At 63.4% G+C, this 17913-nt stretch carries 16 protein-coding genes; 9 read left to right on the top strand and 7 right to left on the bottom strand.

The window, feature by feature from the left end; all coding sequences use genetic code 11:
- The first annotated feature begins 129 nt into the window (after positions 1–129).
- The 9 genes from Q9451_RS05445 to Q9451_RS05405 all read left to right on the top strand — a co-directional run bounded on the left by Q9451_RS05445 (position 130) and on the right by Q9451_RS05405 (position 11328).
- Positions 130–585: a MaoC family dehydratase gene (locus Q9451_RS05445; RefSeq protein ID WP_012274386.1), complete on the top strand. Its 456-nt coding sequence runs from the start codon at positions 130–132 to the stop codon at positions 583–585.
- Positions 586–786: 201 nt separating this feature from the next.
- Positions 787–1665 (top strand): 50S ribosomal protein L11 methyltransferase, encoded by an 879-nt coding sequence (gene prmA / locus Q9451_RS05440; RefSeq protein ID WP_012274387.1) that lies wholly within the window; start codon positions 787–789, stop codon positions 1663–1665.
- Between the two features lie 42 nt (positions 1666–1707).
- Entirely contained in the window at positions 1708–3075 is a 1368-nt protein-coding gene (locus Q9451_RS05435; RefSeq protein WP_012274388.1) for a DUF3426 domain-containing protein, read from the top strand.
- Between the two features lie 175 nt (positions 3076–3250).
- The gene (dusB, locus tag Q9451_RS05430; RefSeq protein WP_012274389.1) at positions 3251–4264 is read left to right on the top strand and encodes a tRNA dihydrouridine synthase DusB; all 1014 of its coding nucleotides are present in this window, start codon (positions 3251–3253) and stop codon (positions 4262–4264) included.
- Complete coding sequence (gene fis, locus Q9451_RS05425; protein WP_012274390.1) at positions 4261–4581, top strand: DNA-binding transcriptional regulator Fis; 321 nt, start codon at positions 4261–4263, stop codon at positions 4579–4581. Before dusB ends, fis begins: the two co-directional genes overlap by 4 nt.
- A gap of 81 nt (positions 4582–4662) precedes the next feature.
- Positions 4663–6270: a bifunctional phosphoribosylaminoimidazolecarboxamide formyltransferase/IMP cyclohydrolase gene (gene purH / locus Q9451_RS05420; RefSeq protein WP_012274391.1), complete on the top strand. Its 1608-nt coding sequence runs from the start codon at positions 4663–4665 to the stop codon at positions 6268–6270.
- A 169-nt stretch (positions 6271–6439) separates the two neighbouring features.
- Positions 6440–7735: a phosphoribosylamine--glycine ligase gene (purD, locus tag Q9451_RS05415; RefSeq protein WP_012274392.1), complete on the top strand. Its 1296-nt coding sequence runs from the start codon at positions 6440–6442 to the stop codon at positions 7733–7735.
- Between the two features lie 135 nt (positions 7736–7870).
- On the top strand, positions 7871–10642 hold the full coding sequence (locus Q9451_RS05410; RefSeq protein ID WP_012274393.1) for a hybrid sensor histidine kinase/response regulator: 2772 nt from the start codon (positions 7871–7873) through the stop codon (positions 10640–10642).
- Between the two features lie 89 nt (positions 10643–10731).
- Complete coding sequence (locus Q9451_RS05405; protein WP_012274394.1) at positions 10732–11328, top strand: MarC family protein; 597 nt, start codon at positions 10732–10734, stop codon at positions 11326–11328.
- Here Q9451_RS05405 and Q9451_RS05400 read toward each other — a convergent pair.
- From Q9451_RS05400 to cobG, 7 genes are all read right to left on the bottom strand, one after another.
- On the bottom strand, positions 11325–11948 hold the full coding sequence (locus tag Q9451_RS05400; RefSeq protein WP_012274395.1) for a hypothetical protein: 624 nt from the start codon (positions 11946–11948) through the stop codon (positions 11325–11327). The two genes, Q9451_RS05405 and Q9451_RS05400, sit on opposite strands and share 4 nt — an antisense overlap.
- Positions 11941–12633 (bottom strand): hypothetical protein, encoded by a 693-nt coding sequence (locus Q9451_RS05395; protein ID WP_012274396.1) that lies wholly within the window; start codon positions 12631–12633, stop codon positions 11941–11943. The genes Q9451_RS05400 and Q9451_RS05395 overlap by 8 nt, the downstream gene beginning before the upstream one ends.
- A gap of 59 nt (positions 12634–12692) precedes the next feature.
- Positions 12693–13373 (bottom strand): hypothetical protein, encoded by a 681-nt coding sequence (locus tag Q9451_RS05390; RefSeq protein WP_012274397.1) that lies wholly within the window; start codon positions 13371–13373, stop codon positions 12693–12695.
- 93 nt (positions 13374–13466) lie between these two features.
- Complete coding sequence (gene cobJ / locus Q9451_RS05385; RefSeq protein WP_041166603.1) at positions 13467–15164, bottom strand: precorrin-3B C(17)-methyltransferase; 1698 nt, start codon at positions 15162–15164, stop codon at positions 13467–13469.
- Positions 15152–15886 (bottom strand): precorrin-2 C(20)-methyltransferase, encoded by a 735-nt coding sequence (locus tag Q9451_RS05380; RefSeq protein WP_171577229.1) that lies wholly within the window; start codon positions 15884–15886, stop codon positions 15152–15154. Before Q9451_RS05380 ends, cobJ begins: the two co-directional genes overlap by 13 nt.
- Complete coding sequence (locus Q9451_RS05375) at positions 15883–16509, bottom strand: precorrin-8X methylmutase (protein ID WP_012274400.1); 627 nt, start codon at positions 16507–16509, stop codon at positions 15883–15885. The genes Q9451_RS05380 and Q9451_RS05375 overlap by 4 nt, the downstream gene beginning before the upstream one ends.
- Positions 16502–17833, bottom strand: a complete 1332-nt coding sequence (gene cobG / locus Q9451_RS05370) for a precorrin-3B synthase (protein ID WP_012274401.1) — start codon at positions 17831–17833, stop codon at positions 16502–16504. Before cobG ends, Q9451_RS05375 begins: the two co-directional genes overlap by 8 nt.
- Positions 17834–17913 lie beyond the last annotated feature (80 nt).

Raw genomic sequence — 17913 nt, 5'->3', positions numbered from 1 at the left:
GGCATGGCCGCCATTATAAGCACGCGCGGCTATAGACCGATATTCGCCGAAAAGCAGGCAACTTGACTGAAACGGTTCGCCGTGCTGATCTTGCACTTTCGTACCAACTGACAACCCGGAGAGTCCGCGATGCCCTATGTACCGGTTACAGAGCTTTCGCAGTACGTTGGTAAGGAACTGGGCCGCTCTGCCTGGCTGAAGATCGACCAGCAGCGCATCAACCTGTTCGCCGAGGCGACTGGCGACTTCCAGTTCATCCATGTCGACCCTGAAAAAGCGGCGAAAACCCCGTTTGGCGGCACGATCGCCCACGGGTTCCTGACCTTGTCACTGATTCCCAAACTGATCGAGGACATCCTGGTCCTGCCACAAGGGCTGAAGATGGTGGTGAACTACGGGCTGGACAGCGTGCGCTTCATCCAGCCGGTCAAGGTAGACAGCCAGGTTCGGCTGAAGGTGGACCTGGCCGAGGTGGTGGAGAAGAAGCCGGGGCAGTGGCTGCTCAAGGCGATTGCCACGCTGGAGATCGACGGCGAAGAAAAGCCTGCTTATATAGCGGAGTCGCTCTCGCTCTGCTTCGTCTAGGCCGCACGGTACTTGTGGGGGCGGGCTCACCCGCGAAGCATCCGCTGCGTGGCATGGCACCGGCGTTGCCGGTGTTCGCGGCTAAAGCCGCTCCCACAGGGTGTGCGCCCGGCCTCCTCTACAAACCCTGCGCACTCGCGTAAACTGCCAGCCTTCGCGCAGCCAAGGGCTGCCCCTGTCGATTTACCAAAGGTGCCCGCCATGCCCTGGCTGCAAGTACGCCTGGCCATCAGCCCGGAACAAGCCGAAACCTACGAAGACGCCCTGCTTGAAGTAGGCGCCGTCTCGGTCACGTTCATGGATGCCGAAGATCAACCGATCTTCGAACCCGACCTCAACACCACACCGCTGTGGTCGCACACCCACCTGCTGGCCCTGTTCGAGGCCGATGCCGACCCAGAGCAGGTGTTCGCCCACCTGCGCTTGCTGACTGGCGCCGAGCTGCCCGAACACCAAGCCGAGGTGATCGAGGACCAGGACTGGGAACGCAGCTGGATGGACAACTTCCAGCCGATGCGCTTCGGCCGCCGTCTGTGGATCGTGCCTAGCTGGCACGAAGCCCCGGAAAAAGATGCCGTCAACCTGTTGCTCGACCCAGGCCTGGCCTTCGGTACCGGCACCCACCCCACCACGGCTCTGTGCCTGGAATGGCTCGACGGCCAGCAACTCGACGGCACCCAGGTGCTGGACTTTGGCTGCGGCTCGGGCATCCTCGCCATCGCCGCACTGCTGCTGGGCGCCCGTGAAGCGGTAGGCACCGACATCGACGTGCAGGCCATCGAGGCTTCGCGCGACAATGCCCAGCGCAACGGCGTTGCCGATGAGAAGCTGGCACTGTACCTGCCCGAGCACATGCCAGCGATGCAGGCCGACGTACTGGTCGCCAACATCCTCGCCGGCCCACTGGTGTCGCTGGCACCGCAGTTGTCCGGCCTGGTTCGCCCAGGTGGCCTGCTGGCGCTGTCGGGTATCCTTGCCGAGCAGGGCGAGGAAGTAGCCGCCGCCTACGCCGCCGACTTTGATCTGGACCCTATCGTCGTGCGCGACGGCTGGGTGCGCATCAGTGGTCGGCGCCGCTAAGCGGGCCTAGAATACTTTTCTGCACAGCTCCCGGATTGCCGCATGACCGACAGTTTCGTCACCCAGTGCCCGCATTGCCAGACCAGCTTTCGCGTCACCCACCACCAGCTGAGCGTGGCCCGTGGCGTGGTGCGCTGCGGTCACTGCCTGCAGGTGTTCAACGCCGCCAAGCAGTTGCTGGAGCAGAACCGTGCCGGTACCGCCAGCGCGGCCGCGGCTGCGGCACCTGCGCCGGCACCTGCCGCGCCTGCCGAGCCGCTGATCGAGCCTGCCAGTACCCCTGAGCCTGCCGTCGAAGTACGCAGCAGTACCCTTGACCAGGACTGGGCGCTTACCGCCCAGGCGCTGGACGAGCTTGACCTCGACAAGGAACTGGAACGCCTGGAGCGTCGCGGCCAAACCGCCCCGACACGCCCGGCCAGCCAGGATGACGGGCTGCAGGCACGGCGCGACGAACTGCACCTGGACGAGCACGCAGACGACCTGTTCGGCACGGCCACCGATGAGCCCTTCGAGCAGCAGCACCCGGCAGAGCCCGCCCCAGTATTGCTGCAGCCGGAACCCCTTGAGCTGGACCTGGGCCCTGCACCCGGCGAGCGCACCGAGCCGACCCTGGGCAGCAACCTTGACCTGGACATCGAAGACGAGCCGCCCGCGCACCGCGCGGCCGAAACCGATGAACAGCCCGCATTCGGCGAACCGCTGCGCGCCAGCGATGACGAAACCCCGGAAAGAGGCCTGAGTGCCCGTGACGATGAGCCGCTGGCGCTGCACCTGTCGGCGCGCGACGACGAACCCGTCGAGGTACTGCCCGGGGAGCGCCTGGAACCGGGCCTTACCGGCAAAGCCGAACGCCCCTCGCGCAAGGAGCCACTGGTCGACGTGGTCGACGATCCGCTGCAATTGGGCTGGGAAAAGCCCGCGCCTAACTGGGGCAAGCGCCTGCTGTGGGGTTTTCTGACCCTGCTGGCCGCCGGCCTGCTGGCGTTTCAGTACGTGTGGTTCCACTTCGACGAAATGGCCCGCCAGGACCAGTATCGGCCGATCTTCCAGCAAATCTGCCCGATGGTCGGCTGCCAGGTACCCACCCGCGTCGACATTGCCCGTATCAAGAGCAGCAACCTGGTGGTGCGTAGCCACCCGGACTTCAAGGGCGCATTGATCGTCGACGCGATCATCTACAACCGCGCACCCTTCGCCCAGCCGTTCCCGCTGCTGGAGCTGCGCTTCGCCGACCTCAATGGCCAGCTGATCGCCAGCCGTCGCTTCAAGCCCAGCGAGTACCTGTCCGGCGAACTGGCAGGGCGTGGCGAAATGCCCAGCCAGACGCCAATCCACATCGCCCTGGACATCCTCGACCCGGGGCCGAAGGCCGTGAATTACAGCCTGAGCTTCCGTTCGCCGGAATGAAGGGCCGGCTTGCCGGGGGCTGCAACGCAGTAACAAGCCCCCGCGCTTACCAAATGTCATAAGCCGACAACTGTTCAGATTTTATCCAAATCCATCTTTATCCGGTCACCGAGAGCGGGTATCATGCCAACCCTTTTTCGAACTCCAAGATTCGGCCCCACAACAGGGATCACCTATGTCGGCGGTACGCATCGGCCAATACACACTACGTAACAACCTGATCCTCGCGCCCATGGCCGGGGTCACGGACCAGCCTTTCCGTACACTTTGCCAGCGCCTGGGCGCCGGCATGGTGGTGTCGGAAATGGTCAGCAGCGACATGAGCCTGTGGAACAGCCGCAAGTCGAGCCTGCGCCGCATCCATGAAGGCGATCCCGAGCCACGCTCGGTGCAGATCGCCGGCGGTGATGCGCAGATGATGGCGGCGGCGGCGAAGGCCAACGTCGAAGCGGGTGCCCAGATCATCGATATCAACATGGGCTGCCCGGCAAAAAAAGTCTGCAACAAAGCTGCAGGCTCTGCTTTATTGAGAGATGAAGCCTTGGTCAGTGAGATCCTCCATGCCGTGGTCGGCGCTGTGGACGTTCCGGTGACCCTGAAGATCCGCACCGGCTGGGACCGGGCGAACAAGAACGGCCTGAACGTGGCGAAGATCGCTGAACAGGCCGGCATCCAGGCGCTGGCGGTGCATGGCCGCACACGCGCCGACCTGTACACCGGCGATGCCGAATACGACACCATCGCTGCCATCAAGCAGGCGGTGTCAATCCCGGTTTTTGCCAACGGCGATATCACTTCGCCAGAAAAGGCCCGAGCGGTGCTGGACGCCACCGGGGTCGATGGCCTGCTGATTGGCCGGGCTGCCCAGGGGCGGCCATGGATCTTTCGCGAGATCGAGCATTACCTGCGCACTGGCGAACATTTGCCAGCGCCGCAGCTGGACGAAGTGGAACGCATCCTGCTGGAGCACCTGGCCGCGCTGCATGCCTTCTATGGCGATGTGATGGGCGTTCGTATCGCCCGCAAGCACGTTGGCTGGTACCTGGCAACACGACCCGGCGGCAAGGAGTTTCGCTCCCGGTTCAACGCTTTGGAAGACACACAAGCGCAGTGCGCCAACGTTCGCGCGTTTTTCAGCGAACGTCGACAGAGCCTTGAGACAGAGGACGGACAAGGGGTGGCCGCATGACGATGATGACCGAGACATTTGTGAGTGGAACAACGCCCGTGAGCGACAACGCCAACCTGAAACAGCACCTCAACACGCCGAGCGAAGAGGGCCAGACCCTTCGCGACAGCGTCGAGAAGGCGCTGCACAACTACTTCGCCCACCTGGAAGGCGCGACCGTGACGGACGTGTACAACCTGGTGCTCTCCGAAGTCGAGGCGCCCCTGCTCGAAAGCGTGATGAACTACGTGAAGGGCAACCAGACCAAGGCCAGCGAGATGCTCGGGCTGAACCGAGGCACCCTGCGCAAGAAGCTCAAGCAGTACGACTTGTTGTAAGCCAGAATCCCATCCAGAAAAGGCGGCTCCCTGAACAGAGGCGCCTTTTTTGCTGACTCCACCGCGTTATTGGAACCCGAAATGACCGACCAGACTACCCGCCTGCCAGTCCGCCGCGCCCTGATCAGCGTCTCCGACAAGACCGGTATCCTCGAATTCGCCCGTGAGCTGCAGCAGCTCGGTGTCGAGATCCTGTCCACCGGCGGCACCTACAAGCTGCTCAAGGACAACGGCGTGAACGCGGTGGAAGTGGCCGACTACACCGGCTTCGCCGAAATGATGGATGGCCGGGTCAAGACCCTGCACCCGAAAATCCACGGCGGCATCCTCGGCCGTCGCGGTACCGACGACGCCATCATGAACGAGCACGGCATCAAGCCGATCGACCTGGTTGCGGTCAACCTGTACCCGTTCGAAGCCACCATTTCCAAGCCTGGCTGTGACCTGCCGACCGCCATCGAGAACATCGACATCGGCGGCCCGACCATGGTCCGCTCGGCAGCCAAGAACCACAAAGACGTCGCCATCGTGGTCAACGCCAGCGACTACGCCGGCATCGTCGAAGGCCTCAAGGTCGGCGGCCTGACCTACGCCCAGCGCTTCGACCTGATGCTCAAGGCGTTCGAACACACCGCCGCCTACGACGGCATGATCGCCAACTACATGGGCACCATCGACCAGGCCAAGGACACCCTCTCGACTGCCGATCGCAGCGAATTCCCGCGCACCTTCAACAGCCAGTTCGTCAAAGCCCAGGAAATGCGCTACGGCGAAAACCCGCACCAGAGCGCGGCGTTCTACGTCGAAGCCAAAAAAGGCGAAGCCAGCATTTCCACCGCCATCCAGCTGCAAGGCAAGGAACTGTCGTTCAACAACGTGGCCGACACCGACGCCGCGCTGGAGTGCGTGAAGAGCTTCGTCAAGCCAGCCTGTGTCATCGTCAAGCACGCCAACCCATGCGGCGTGGCCGTTGTGCCTGAAGAGGAAGGCGGCATCCGTAAGGCCTACGACCTGGCCTACGCCACCGACACCGAGTCGGCATTCGGCGGCATCATTGCCTTCAACCGCGAACTGGACGGCGAAACCGCCAAGGCCATCGTCGACCGTCAGTTCGTCGAAGTGATCATCGCCCCGAAAATTTCTCAGGCTGCCCGCGACGTGGTAGCGGCCAAGCAGAACGTACGCCTGCTGGAGTGCGGCGAGTGGCCAGCCGAGCGCGCTGCCGGCTGGGACTTCAAGCGCGTCAACGGTGGCCTGCTGGTGCAAAGCCGCGATATCGGCATGATCACTGCCGATGACCTGAAGATCGTCACCAAGCGTGCCCCGACCGAGCAAGAAATCCACGACCTGGTATTCGCCTGGAAAGTGGCCAAGTTCGTCAAGTCCAACGCCATCGTCTACGCCAAGCAGCGCCAGACCATCGGCGTCGGCGCTGGCCAGATGAGCCGCGTCAACTCCGCTCGCATCGCTGCAATCAAGGCCGAGCATGCTGGCCTGCAGGTGCAGGGCGCGGTCATGGCATCGGATGCGTTCTTCCCGTTCCGTGATGGCATCGACAATGCGGCTAAAGTGGGTATCAGCGCCGTGATCCAGCCAGGTGGCTCGATGCGTGATGCTGAAGTCATTGCCGCTGCCGACGAAGCCGGCATCGCCATGGTGTTCACCGGTATGCGCCACTTCCGCCACTAAATAGTTGTCGGGCCAATCCCGACCCTTGTGTCGCGATAGGGCCGCAGAGCGGCCCCAGCAAGTTCTGCTGCGAAGCTGAAACCCAGGGGCCGCTACGCGCCCCTTTCGCGACACAAGGCCGCTCCTACAGAAAGCGGGATCGGCGCCAAACAGAATTCGAGGTTTTGACATGAAAGTTTTGATCATCGGTAGCGGCGGCCGTGAGCACGCCCTGGCCTGGAAAGTCGCCCAGGACCCACGCGTCGAAAAAGTCTTTGTTGCCCCTGGCAACGCCGGCACCGCCATTGAAGCCAAGTGCGAGAACGTCGCCATCGACGTCTGCGCCCTGGAGCAACTGGCCGACTTCGCCGAGAAAAACGTCGACCTGACCATCGTCGGCCCGGAAGCGCCACTGGTCATCGGTGTGGTCGACCTGTTCCGCAGCCGTGGCCTGGACTGCTTCGGCCCAACCAAGGGCGCGGCCCAGCTGGAAGGTTCCAAGGCCTTTACCAAGGACTTCCTGGCGCGTCACAAGATCCCGACCGCCGACTACCAGAACTTCACCGAAATCGAACCGGCCCTGGCCTACCTGCAGGAAAAAGGCGCGCCGATCGTGATCAAGGCCGACGGCCTGGCCGCGGGCAAGGGCGTGATCGTCGCCATGACCCTGGACGAAGCCGAAGCCGCCGTGCGTGACATGCTGGCTGGCAACGCCTTCGGTGAAGCCGGTTCGCGTGTGGTGATCGAAGAGTTCCTCGACGGCGAGGAAGCCAGCTTCATCGTCATGGTCGACGGCCACAACGTGCTGCCCATGGCCACCAGCCAGGACCACAAGCGCGTCGGCGACCAGGACACCGGCCCGAACACCGGCGGCATGGGTGCCTACTCCCCTGCCCCGGTGGTTACTGCCGACGTGCACCAGCGCGTGATGGACCAGGTGATCTGGCCAACCGTGCGCGGCATGGCCGAGGAAGGCAACGTCTACACTGGCTTCCTCTATGCCGGCCTGATGATCGACAAAGCGGGCAACCCCAAGGTCATCGAGTTCAACTGCCGCTTCGGCGACCCAGAGACCCAGCCAGTCATGCTGCGCCTGGAGTCGAGTCTGGTGTTGTTGATCGAAGCTGCCTTCGCCAAAGCGCTGGACAAGGTCGAAGCACAGTGGGACCCGCGCCCGAGCCTGGGCGTGGTCCTGGCCGCTGGCGGTTACCCAGGTGACTATGCCAAGGGCGACGTGATCAACGGTCTGGACGCTGCCGCAAAGATCGAAGGCAAGGTGTTCCATGCTGGTACCGCGCTCAAGGATGGCCAGGTGACCACCAACGGTGGGCGCGTGCTGTGTGCCACCGCCATGGGCAGTACTGTCGCCGACGCGCAGCAGCAGGCTTATCGCCTGGCCAAGGAAGTCAGCTGGAACGGCAGTTTCTACCGTACCGACATCGGCTATCGGGCCATCGCCCGCGAGCGCGGTGAGCACCAGCAGTAAGAAACACCGGAATGCCGCAGCACTTTCAGGCTGTGGCATCCGGCTCGTCGACAGGGCCCGGCATGGGCCTTGCCTTCGACTTGGCGCGCCGCGCATAGTTAGTACCCGGCACATCGGCTAAGAAGGGATTTCGTAGTGCGTCGGCTTCGGATTGCCTCAGCTCTGATCGTCAGCTTGCTGACCCTGCTCTTCATGTTTCCGGCTGCGGCCGAACATGACGGAGGCTGGACCGTACTGCTTGACGAACAGGCCAACCTGCAACTGAGCGATGTGCGCTCCGAGCGCTACCGCAACCAGTTCAGCCCCCTGGTCCTCGCCGAGCTGGATGCTGCCCCAGCAGAACAGGCCCTGTGGCTGCACTATCGCCTGCAACCAGGCGACCAGGAACAACTGCTGCGGGTATTCGCCCCAGACCTGTCTGGCCTGGACCTCTACGCCCTGGAAGGCGACCAACTTCTGCGTCAGCTGCACCACGGGCGGCAGGCAGGCAATGCCAGCCCTACCCTGCGCGGCAGCGACCATGTACTGCCCCTGCCCAACAGCAAGCAGCCGCTGGACATCTACCTGCGCCTGGTTTCCGAGCACCAGCTGCGCCCGGCCATCAGCCTGGAGCCGGCGGCCGAGGCCGCGTCGGACCAACGCCAGCCGCTGCTGTTCGGCATGCTGTTCGGCGGCCTGGTGATGCTGATCATGCACAACCTGATCCGCTTCCTTTACAGCCGCTCCAGCACCACCCTGATCCTGGCGCTGTACCACGGCCTTATGCTGCTCAGCGGCCTGATCCTGCTGAACCTCAGCGGCCCCTGGTGGCATGTGTGGCACAGTGCACAAACGCCTGCTGCCTACCTGACGCTGGTCCTGGCTGGCCTGTCCGGGCTGTATTTCACCCAGCATTTCTTCTCGCCATGCAACTCGCCACGGCTTAACCGCTTGCTGCAGGGTGAAATGTTGATTGTCGGGGTCAGCGGCCTGGTGTTGCTGTTCGTCGATACGCTGCCCCTCAACCTGATGACCTACGCCCTGATGGCGCTGGGCAGTGTAAGCATGCTGCTGGTCAGCAGCTATCACTGGTACAAAGGCTATGCACCCGGTCGCCTGTTCAGCCTGGCCATGGTGGTGTTCAACCTCGGTGGCCTGGTGCTGCTGCCAGCCCTGCTGGGCCTGACCCGCACCTCGACGCCCTGGCTGTTGTGTATCCTGCTGGGCCTGACCGTGGTCAGCGGCCTGCTGCTCAACCTGGCCGTCAGTGAACGCCTGCGGCGCATGAGCGAGGAGCGTTTCAGCGCCAGCCGCGCGCTGGCCGCCAGCGACGCCGAAATCAATGCCAAGGCCGAGTTCCTGGCTAAGATCAGCCACGAAATCCGCACCCCCATGAACGGTGTGCTGGGCATGACCGAGCTGTTGCTGGGCACACCGCTGTCGGTCAAGCAGCGCGACTACGTGCAGACCATCCACAGCGCCGGCAACGAGTTGCTCACGCTGATCAACGAAATTCTCGATATTTCCAAACTGGAATCCCGGCAGATCGAGCTGGATGACGTGCAGTTCGATCTCAACGCGCTGATCGAGGATTGCCTGAACATCTTCCGCGCCAAGGCCGAGCAACAAAACATCGAACTGATCAGCTTCACCCAGCCGCAAGTACCACGGGTCATCAGCGGTGACCCGACGCGGCTGCGCCAGGCCTTGTCGAGCCTGCTGGAAAACGCCCTGAAAAACACCGACCAGGGTGAAATTCTGCTGGTGGTGGCACTGGATCAACGCGGCGAGCTGCCACGCCTGCGCATTGCCGTGCAGGACAGCGGCGAGCCGCTGCCCGCCGCCGACCGCGACGCTTTGCTGCAAGCCGAACTGCACAGCCACCACTTCCTGTCCAGCAACAAGCTGGGCGGGCATCTGGGCCTGGTCATCGCCAAGCAACTGATCGGCCTGATGCAGGGCGAGTTCGGCATCAAGAGCAGCACTGGCATGGGCAACACCCTGTGGCTGACCTTGCCGCTGGACCCTTCGCGCCTGGAACAGCCGCCCGCCGACCTCGACAGCCCGCTGCGCGATGCCCGCGTGCTGGTGGTGGACGACAACGACACCTGCCGCAAGGTACTGGTCCAGCAGTGCAGCGCCTGGGGCATGAACGTCAGCGCGGTGCCGTCTGGCAAGGAAGCCCTGGCCCTGCTGCGCACCAAGGCGCACCTGCGCGACTACTTCGACGCCGTACTGCTGGACCAGAACATGCCCGGCATGACCGGCATGCAACTGGCCGCCAAGATCAAGGAAGACCCAAGCCTGAACCACGACATCCTGGTGGTGATGCTCACCGGCATCAGCAATGCGCCGAGCAAGGTCATCGCGCGCAACGCTGGGGTCAAGCGGATCCTTGCCAAACCAGTGGCCGGCTACACGCTGAAGACCACCCTGGCCGAAGAACTGGCCCAGCGCGGCCGCGAGCAGGCAGTGCCTGCCAGCCTGCCTGGCATCCCGCAGGCGCTGGACCTGCCTGGCGACTTCCGCGTGCTGGTCGCCGAAGACAACAGCATTTCCACCAAGGTTATCCGCGGTATGCTCGGCAAACTCAACCTTGAACCCGACACTGCCTGCAATGGCGAAGAAGCCTTGCAGGCGATGAAAGCGCAGCACTATGACCTGGTGTTGATGGACTGCGAAATGCCGGTGCTGGACGGCTTCTCGGCCACCCAGCAGCTGCGGGCCTGGGAAACGGCCAACCAGCGCCAACGCACACCGGTGGTGGCGCTGACCGCGCACATTCTTGCCGAGCACAAGGAACGCGCGCGGCTGGCGGGCATGGACGGCCACATGGCCAAACCGGTGGAATTGTCGCAGTTACGCGAGCTGATCCAGTACTGGGCCAACCAGCGCGAAGCCAAGGCAGACCCGGCGCATACTTCCTAGGCTACGCTGTCGCACAGAGAACAGTATTCGAAAGCCCGATACGGCCCCTGCGGGAGCGCAAGCTTCAGATTGCCCAAGGAATAGTGCTCATGCTCCATGAGTTGTTCAGCGTCTACCTGAAAATGCTCGTGCTCTACAGCCCGTTCTTCGTGCTGTCGTGCTTCATCAGCCTGACCCGCGGCCACTCCAGCAAGGAGCGCAAGCAACTGGCCTGGAAGGTCGCCTTCGCAGCCTTGGTCGCCAGCGTGCTGCTGTACCTGTTCGGGCGGGTGATCTTCGGCATTTTCGGCATCACCGCCGACGCCTTCCGCATCGGGGCCGGTAGCGTGCTGTTCATTTCTGCCTTGGGTATGGCCCAGGGCAAGCCGGCGGTGCAGGCCGACAACGTGCAGCAGGATGTGACCATCGTGCCGCTGACCATTCCACTGACCGTCGGCCCTGGCACCATCGGCGCCTTGCTGGTCATGGGCGTGGGCCAGCCGCATTGGGATGACAAATTGCTGGCCATCGTCAGCATCGCGCTGGCCAGCTTTACCGTCGGCCTGGTGCTGTACTTGTCACACGGCATCGAACGCATCCTTGGCGACCAAGGGCTGCAGATCGTCAGCCGGCTGATGGGGTTGTTCGTCTGCGCCTTGGCTGCGCAAATCATCTTTACCGGCATCAAGGGCTACCTGGTGCCCTAAAGGGCGTAATCCAGAATGCGTTGCAAAGAGACCTGAACGACACGTTCCTGCACTTTTGGCAAAAAGCTGTGCTCGAACGCCAGCATGTTGAAACGTATCAACTCCGCACGCACATTCCGATGGCTGCGCCTATGGCTGATGAAGCCTGCACGGAAGGCCGAACGCACATCCGCTTCATGGTAAAGCACCATGTCCACCCGGTTGGCACCGGCCGGAGCGCAAGGCAGCAGCTGGAAATGCTGGCGTTCGTAGGCGCACCGCTCAAGCGACTGCAGCACCGACGGGTTGGCCAACAGCTTGCGCATGGAAATGCCGATCGCCGAGGCAAAGTGCTCGCCAGCCGTTGCCGCAATGGTTTCCAGCACCTGGTCGGCCTGACGGGCGCGCTGTCCATCCGGCCAATGAACCTGCTCGGCAGACACTGCATCCCAGCCCATATATTTGAGCTGGTTGCGGTAGTAGGCAAACCAGTCCTCGATCAACCCTTCTCGAAACGCCGTCTCGGTAGCACGTTCGGCCATTGCCAGGGCCAGTTTCACCTTGTTTTGCAAAGCGGCCGGAATACCTGGCAAGAACGAAACGATGCCTGCGCCGATCACGGCAGACGTGGCGTCACTCATGATGTGCTCCCGTTATCGGCGCATAAGGGTCAAACCGGTAAGCGCCTTGTGCATCCTTGGTTTTCATCAACGCCTGCAGTTCCTCGCGCTGGCGTTGAAACCGACTGTTATCCAATGCCAGGGAAACGCCGTTGAACTCTGCCTCTCCTTGAAGCACCTGTTCACTCAGCCAAGTGCCCAGCGGGATATTCGAAATCGACTTGCCGACCTGCATCGAGATGCTGCACAGATCCAGCACCGGCCCTGCCTTGAGCACGCCCAGCTCGATCACAAGCTTCGCCCCCTGCGTCTGCTCCTGCGTGCTGTACTTCAGCAAGTGGCCAAAACCTTCCAGTGATCGGCTCAAACCCGTTTTCACCGCTGCCAGCACGGCCTCGTGACGGATAGAGCGCATTCTCAGCCATGCCTCAAGTGGCTGCACCGGCGCGGTGCGCAAGGGTTGCCCCAAGTGCTTGAGGTCGTGGGTACTGGCCAGTTTGATCCAGCCAAGTTGGCGGTACGCATCCCTGTAGGCGGCGTACCAGCGCTCGTAGTCATCAAAGCGTGGTCCGGCACTCTTGTTGGCCAGCAACTGTGCGTAAAGAATCGAGTCGAACGCGGCCTGGCGTTGCTCCTCGGTAGCGCCTGTGGAATACAGCAATGCCGTTCCACCAATCAACATCAGCTGCTCAACTGAACTATTCATGGTCTTGTCTCATTGCAAACAAGCGAACAAGGCGGCGTTGGTGCAACGCCGCCGCGCTATCAGATGTCGTATTGGAGTACGTTCTCGACGCTGCGCACGCCGAGTTTGTTTTCCACGGTTTCGCGCACTTTGTCGTACACGAAGTTGTTGAGCGTGAGCACCGCGGTGCCGGCGTAGTAGTGGGTCTTGTCCAGCTTCCACTGGATGCCCAGCACGTCATCGTCCAGTGTCGGGGCAGATGCCTGGATGCAGCTCACGACCATGACCACATCGTTGTTCTCTGTTTCGATGCAGGCAGCCAGGCCAACCATGCCCCTGGATTTGTTCTTGCGTTTGTGGTCGAGCACCTTGGCGTCGTTTTCGACGGTGGTCATTTTATCGAAGGCCATCTTGGCCAGAGCACCTAGCTTGGTGCCCCCCAGCAGTGCGTTGCCAGCAACACCGATCGCCCGGACGGCAACGGCGCCTACGGTGACAGACAGCTCCGCCGACGTTTCCAGCTCGAAGGTGCGTCGAGGGATGGTAAAGCCAAGATCACGCATCACATCGATGAATTTGTCGTACCACTCCCGACTCTGCTTTTCGGCATCGAACGCTTTGTCGGCCACTAATGTGGCGAAGTGGAAGGCGTTCTTGACGTCGTGACGGCTTTTCGCAGACATACCTGCGCCGCAGGCCAGCAGGTTGCCTTCGACCAGGATGGCGGTGTTGTTGGTGGTGACTTGTGTTTCATCGGACATGTAGAAACTCCTTGATGGTTGCCCCTTGAGTCAGGGGCAATCACCTTATCCAGCCCGCTGGCGATTCAGCGCGCTGAAGAGTTTCCGACGCAACTAGTTGGTGGTGGGGTACCAACGCGGGGTGTAGGCCCATACCCCGCCCGACAGACGAGGGAATACGCAGGTTGTAGAGGAGCCGACCAACACCATGGTGCGCATATCGACCATTTCTGGCTGCAGCTCGGCCAAGGTGACTACCTTCAGCGTCTGCCCCGGCCTACCGATGTCACGACCAAGGACTACAGGCGTGCTCCCGTCGCGGTGCCGACGCACCACCTCCAGCGCCACCCCTAGCTGGTGCGGCCTGGCTTTGGAGATCGGGTTGTAGAACGCCAGCACCAGGTCGGCCTGAGCCGCCAGGTCCAGGCGCTTTTCGATGATCGACCAGGGCTTGAGGTTGTCCGACAGCGACATCACGCAGAAGTCATGCCCCAGCGGTGCTCCCGCCTGGGCGGCGGTTGCCAGCGAGGCCGACACCCCTGGCAGAATCTCAAGGTCCACGCGGTGCCAGGCGGGGTCGCTGGACTCATGCAACGCTTCAAGCACCGCAGCGGCCATGGCGAACACGCCCGGGTCACCCGACGAAACCACCACCACCGAACGGCCCTGGGCCGCCAGCTCGAAGGCATGCCGGGCGCGCTGCATCTCTTCACGGTTGTCGGTGCAGTGCAAGATCTGGTCATCACGGAACGGCCCGGCCATGCGCACGTAGGTTTCGTAGCCGAGCACATCCTCAGCCTGTGCCAGTTCGGCCTTGACCGCCGGCACCATCAATTGCGCCGCACCTGGACCAAGGCCGATAACCGCCAGACGACCGCGACGGCGGCCGATTTGTGCTACATCGACCGGCGCAGGCGCCACCGCGATGACTACATCCCCATGCGTTATCAACTCGGCATTGGGCAATGCCGCAGCAACCATGCTGGCCACGTCGCCTGGGTTGCTGGCAAAGCGCAAGGCGACACCCAAGGTCTGCGCAGCCTCGTGCAAGGCACTGTCGGCCATGGCGCGCTCGTCCGCCAGCACGCAGGCTACCGATGGCTCGGCGATGCCGGCCTGCTGCAATGCCGCACGCATGCTGTGCAGGTTGCCACCGGCAACACCCACGACCACCGAGCGCGGGTGGATCAGCAGTTCGTCGCGGTTGGCCGGGCGCACCTGATGCCCCACATGGATGGTGCGCTGCGCCGCTTCGCTGGCGGGCAACTGCACCTGCTGCAACCACGGGGCGTCACCCTCGATGCGCACCGACTCACCTGCCAGCAAATCGGAAACGAAACGCTTGCCTTGCTCGATGTCCGCCAGTGCGTAACCTTGCGGCGGGTTCAACAGGCAAGTGCCGAAGCGCAGCTCACCACTGGTGGTAATGGCGGCGGCAACGCCCAGCGCTTCTGCGATTTCGCGCGCCATCAGGTTGACCCCACCGAGGCCACCGAGCAACGGCACTACCGCGCTGCCATCCTCGGCCACGGCCAGTACCGGCGGCTCGCTGCCCTTCTCGCTAAGCACGCTGGCCAGGCTGCGAATGACGATACCGGCAGCACACAGGGCAATGATCGGCATGTCCTGCTGGTACAGCCCGCGCAGGGTATCGCCGAACGCGGTGTACGACTGGTCTGCCCCCTCGACACGCCCCTGCAGGCCATGGATTGTGGCCTGTGGGTAGCACTGCTGGATTCGCTGCGCGGTGGCCAGGCTACCCGGGCCAAGGATGACGATTGCCGGTGCCTTGTGCATGTTCAACCCTGCCATTTTTCCCCCGGCACGATGATCAGCGAGAAGTACGGCGACGACTGCGGGTCGACCTGGTCCAGCGGCACGATCTTCTGGTTGGCCATGGTCGCCCGCTCCACATACAGCGCACGCCCGTCCAGGCCCAGTTCGGCCAGCACTTCGCGCACCTTGGGGAAATTGCGCCCAAGCTTCATGATCACCGCTGCATCGGCATCGGCCAGGCGGCGCTTGAGCTCTTCGGCGGGCAACACACCAGACAATACCGACAGGCTCTGGTTGCGGTACACCAGCGGCGCGCCCAGTACCGAAGCACCACCAAGCATCGAGCAGACACCGGGGATCACTTCGGCCTCATAGCGCTGCGCCAGGCGGTCATGCAGGTACATGTAGGAGCCGTAGAAGAACGGGTCACCTTCGCAGATCACCGCCACGTCGCGGCCAGCATCCAGGTGCTCGGCCACTTGCACGCTGGCTTCGTCGTAGAAGTCGCTGATCACCTGCTCATAGGACAGCGGCGCCGGCAGGGCTTCGGTGGTTACCGGGTAGACCAGCGGCAGCAGGGTCTGCTCGGGCTGCAGGTGTGCTTCGATGATCCCAAAAGCGTTACCACGCTTGCCCTTGGCCACGAAGTAACCGACCACCGGCGCCTCGCGCAGCAGGCGCAAGGCCTTGAGGGTAATCAGTTCCGGGTCGCCAGGGCCCACGCCCAGGCCCAGCAGTCGTCCACGCGGCAGCATCATTCCACCTCCGTGGCCAGGGCGTTGACCGCGGCGGCAGCCATCGCGCTACCGCCCAGGCGGCCTTGCATGATCACGAACGGCACGCCGCGGCTGTCGGCGGCGAGCATGGCCTTGGACTCGGCAGCGCCGACGAAACCGACCGGAAAGCCGAGGATCAGCGCAGGCTTGGGTGCGCCAGCATCGAGCATTTCCAATAGGTAGAACAGGGCGGTGGGGGCGTTGCCGATCACCACCACGCTGCCTTCCAGGTACGGCCGCCACAGCTCCAGGGCCACGGCGGAACGGGTGTTGCCGGCGTCTTTGGCCAAGCCCGGCACGCTGGGGTCGCGCAGGGTGCAAATGACTTTGTTGTCTGCTGGCAGCCGGGCCCGGGTAATGCCTTCGGCCACCATGTGCGCATCGCACAGGATCGGCGCGCCGTTGAGCAGCGCCTCTCGCCCGGCCCGTCCGGCACCTTCGGAAAACTGCAGGCCATCGATGGCGTCGACCATGCCGCAGGCGTGGATCACGCGCACGGCGAGCTTTTCCAGGTCGGCGGGGATCCGCTCGAGCTTGGCTTCCTCTCGGATGATCCGAAAGGAATTGCGATAGATCTCCTGACCATCGCGGATGTAGTCAATCATCAAGGTGCTCCGTCGGCAGGTCGAGCATGGCGCCTGCTTCATTCAAGGTAAGGTCGGTGGCGCGCAGGGCACCGAAGCCCGGCTGGCGCGCATCACGCAGGTACAGGTCGTAACGGCCCGGCGAACGGGCCAGCAGCGTGGCCGGGGCAACATGGGCCACGGCGCAGGAACGAGGGCAACCGGACAGGTGCACGCTGGCGGGCACGCCAGGGCCCAGCAGCGCGGCCAAGGCAACGGCGTCGGCCTTGGTCTCGCCAAGGGCCTTGGCGCAGCCGCTGGCACCGGTGCAGGCGCTGATGCGCGCCAGGGGTTCGTGGTCATGGCACAGCAAACCCAGCGCAGACAGTTCGGCTTGGGCTTGGTCGATGTGTTGTGCTTGCAGGTTGGTCAGCACCAGGCTTTGCCAGGGGCTCAGACGCAGGCTGCCATCGCCCAGTTCGCGGGCAATGCGCGCGGCACCACGCAGCATGGCGGGGGTCAGGCGGCCTTGCGGCGGGGCCACGCCAAGGGCAACACCGTGCGTCTGGGGCAGCGTGCCCAACCACGAGGCGCGGTGCTCTTCACGGCGCCATCCGAGCACGGCGGCATCACGGCGGATATCCAGGCCCAGCCCGTCGACGAAATCAGTTGCCGAGTGCACTTCAAGCAACTGGCGCATGCGCGACTGCGTCGGGGTTGCCAGGTCGAGGAAGCGTTCCAGCACTGCGCGCACCAGCGCCAGGCCCTGCGCCAGCGGCACCGCGCCGAGCACTTTGCCGTCCGCCGGGCAGCCCGCCAAACCAAACGCCAGCCAGGTCTGCTGCAGCAGGCGTAGGGGCGATAGCCACAAGTCATGGGGGTGCTCAAGCATGGCCAGGCGTTCGCCAGCATCCAGTTGCACGGCGAACTTGGCCGACAACTGGTGAAAGCGCGGGGTGCCTTCCAGCAGGTCGAGGATCTGCCCGGCCAGCGGCCGCGCGTCCAGCAGCATGGCCGGGTCATGCCCGGCCAGCGGGCTGAGCATCAGGTTGCGCACATCGTCACCGGCCGCCTCGCGCGGGCCCAGGCCGGCTGCGAGCAGGGTCTCGACCAAAGCACGATGCTCGCTGCCAATGCCGCGGATCTGCAGGTTGCCACGGTTGGTGGCCTCGATCACACCACCGGCAAAACGCTCAGCTGCCGCCGCTACCGCTTCGGCCTGCTCGGCCAGCAGCAGGCCGCCAGGCAGCTTGATGCGGCAGATGCCGCCATCACGGGCACTGACGATGCGCCACAACCCCGGGCAGGCCGAGGGGCGAGACGAAACGTTGGGGGCATGGGCCTGCGTCAAAGGGGTATCCGGCAATCTGTGAAAATGCGCTTGAGTGTAGAAGGCGCGGTATTATGCCTGCTTTGTCCGGCGGCATGAAAAGCCGGTGGTCGAGC

Source organism: Pseudomonas sp. NY8896, from assembly GCF_039634505.1.
The sequence above is the reverse complement of the archived record's forward strand: the minus strand, read 5'-3'. Positions and strand labels throughout refer to the sequence as shown.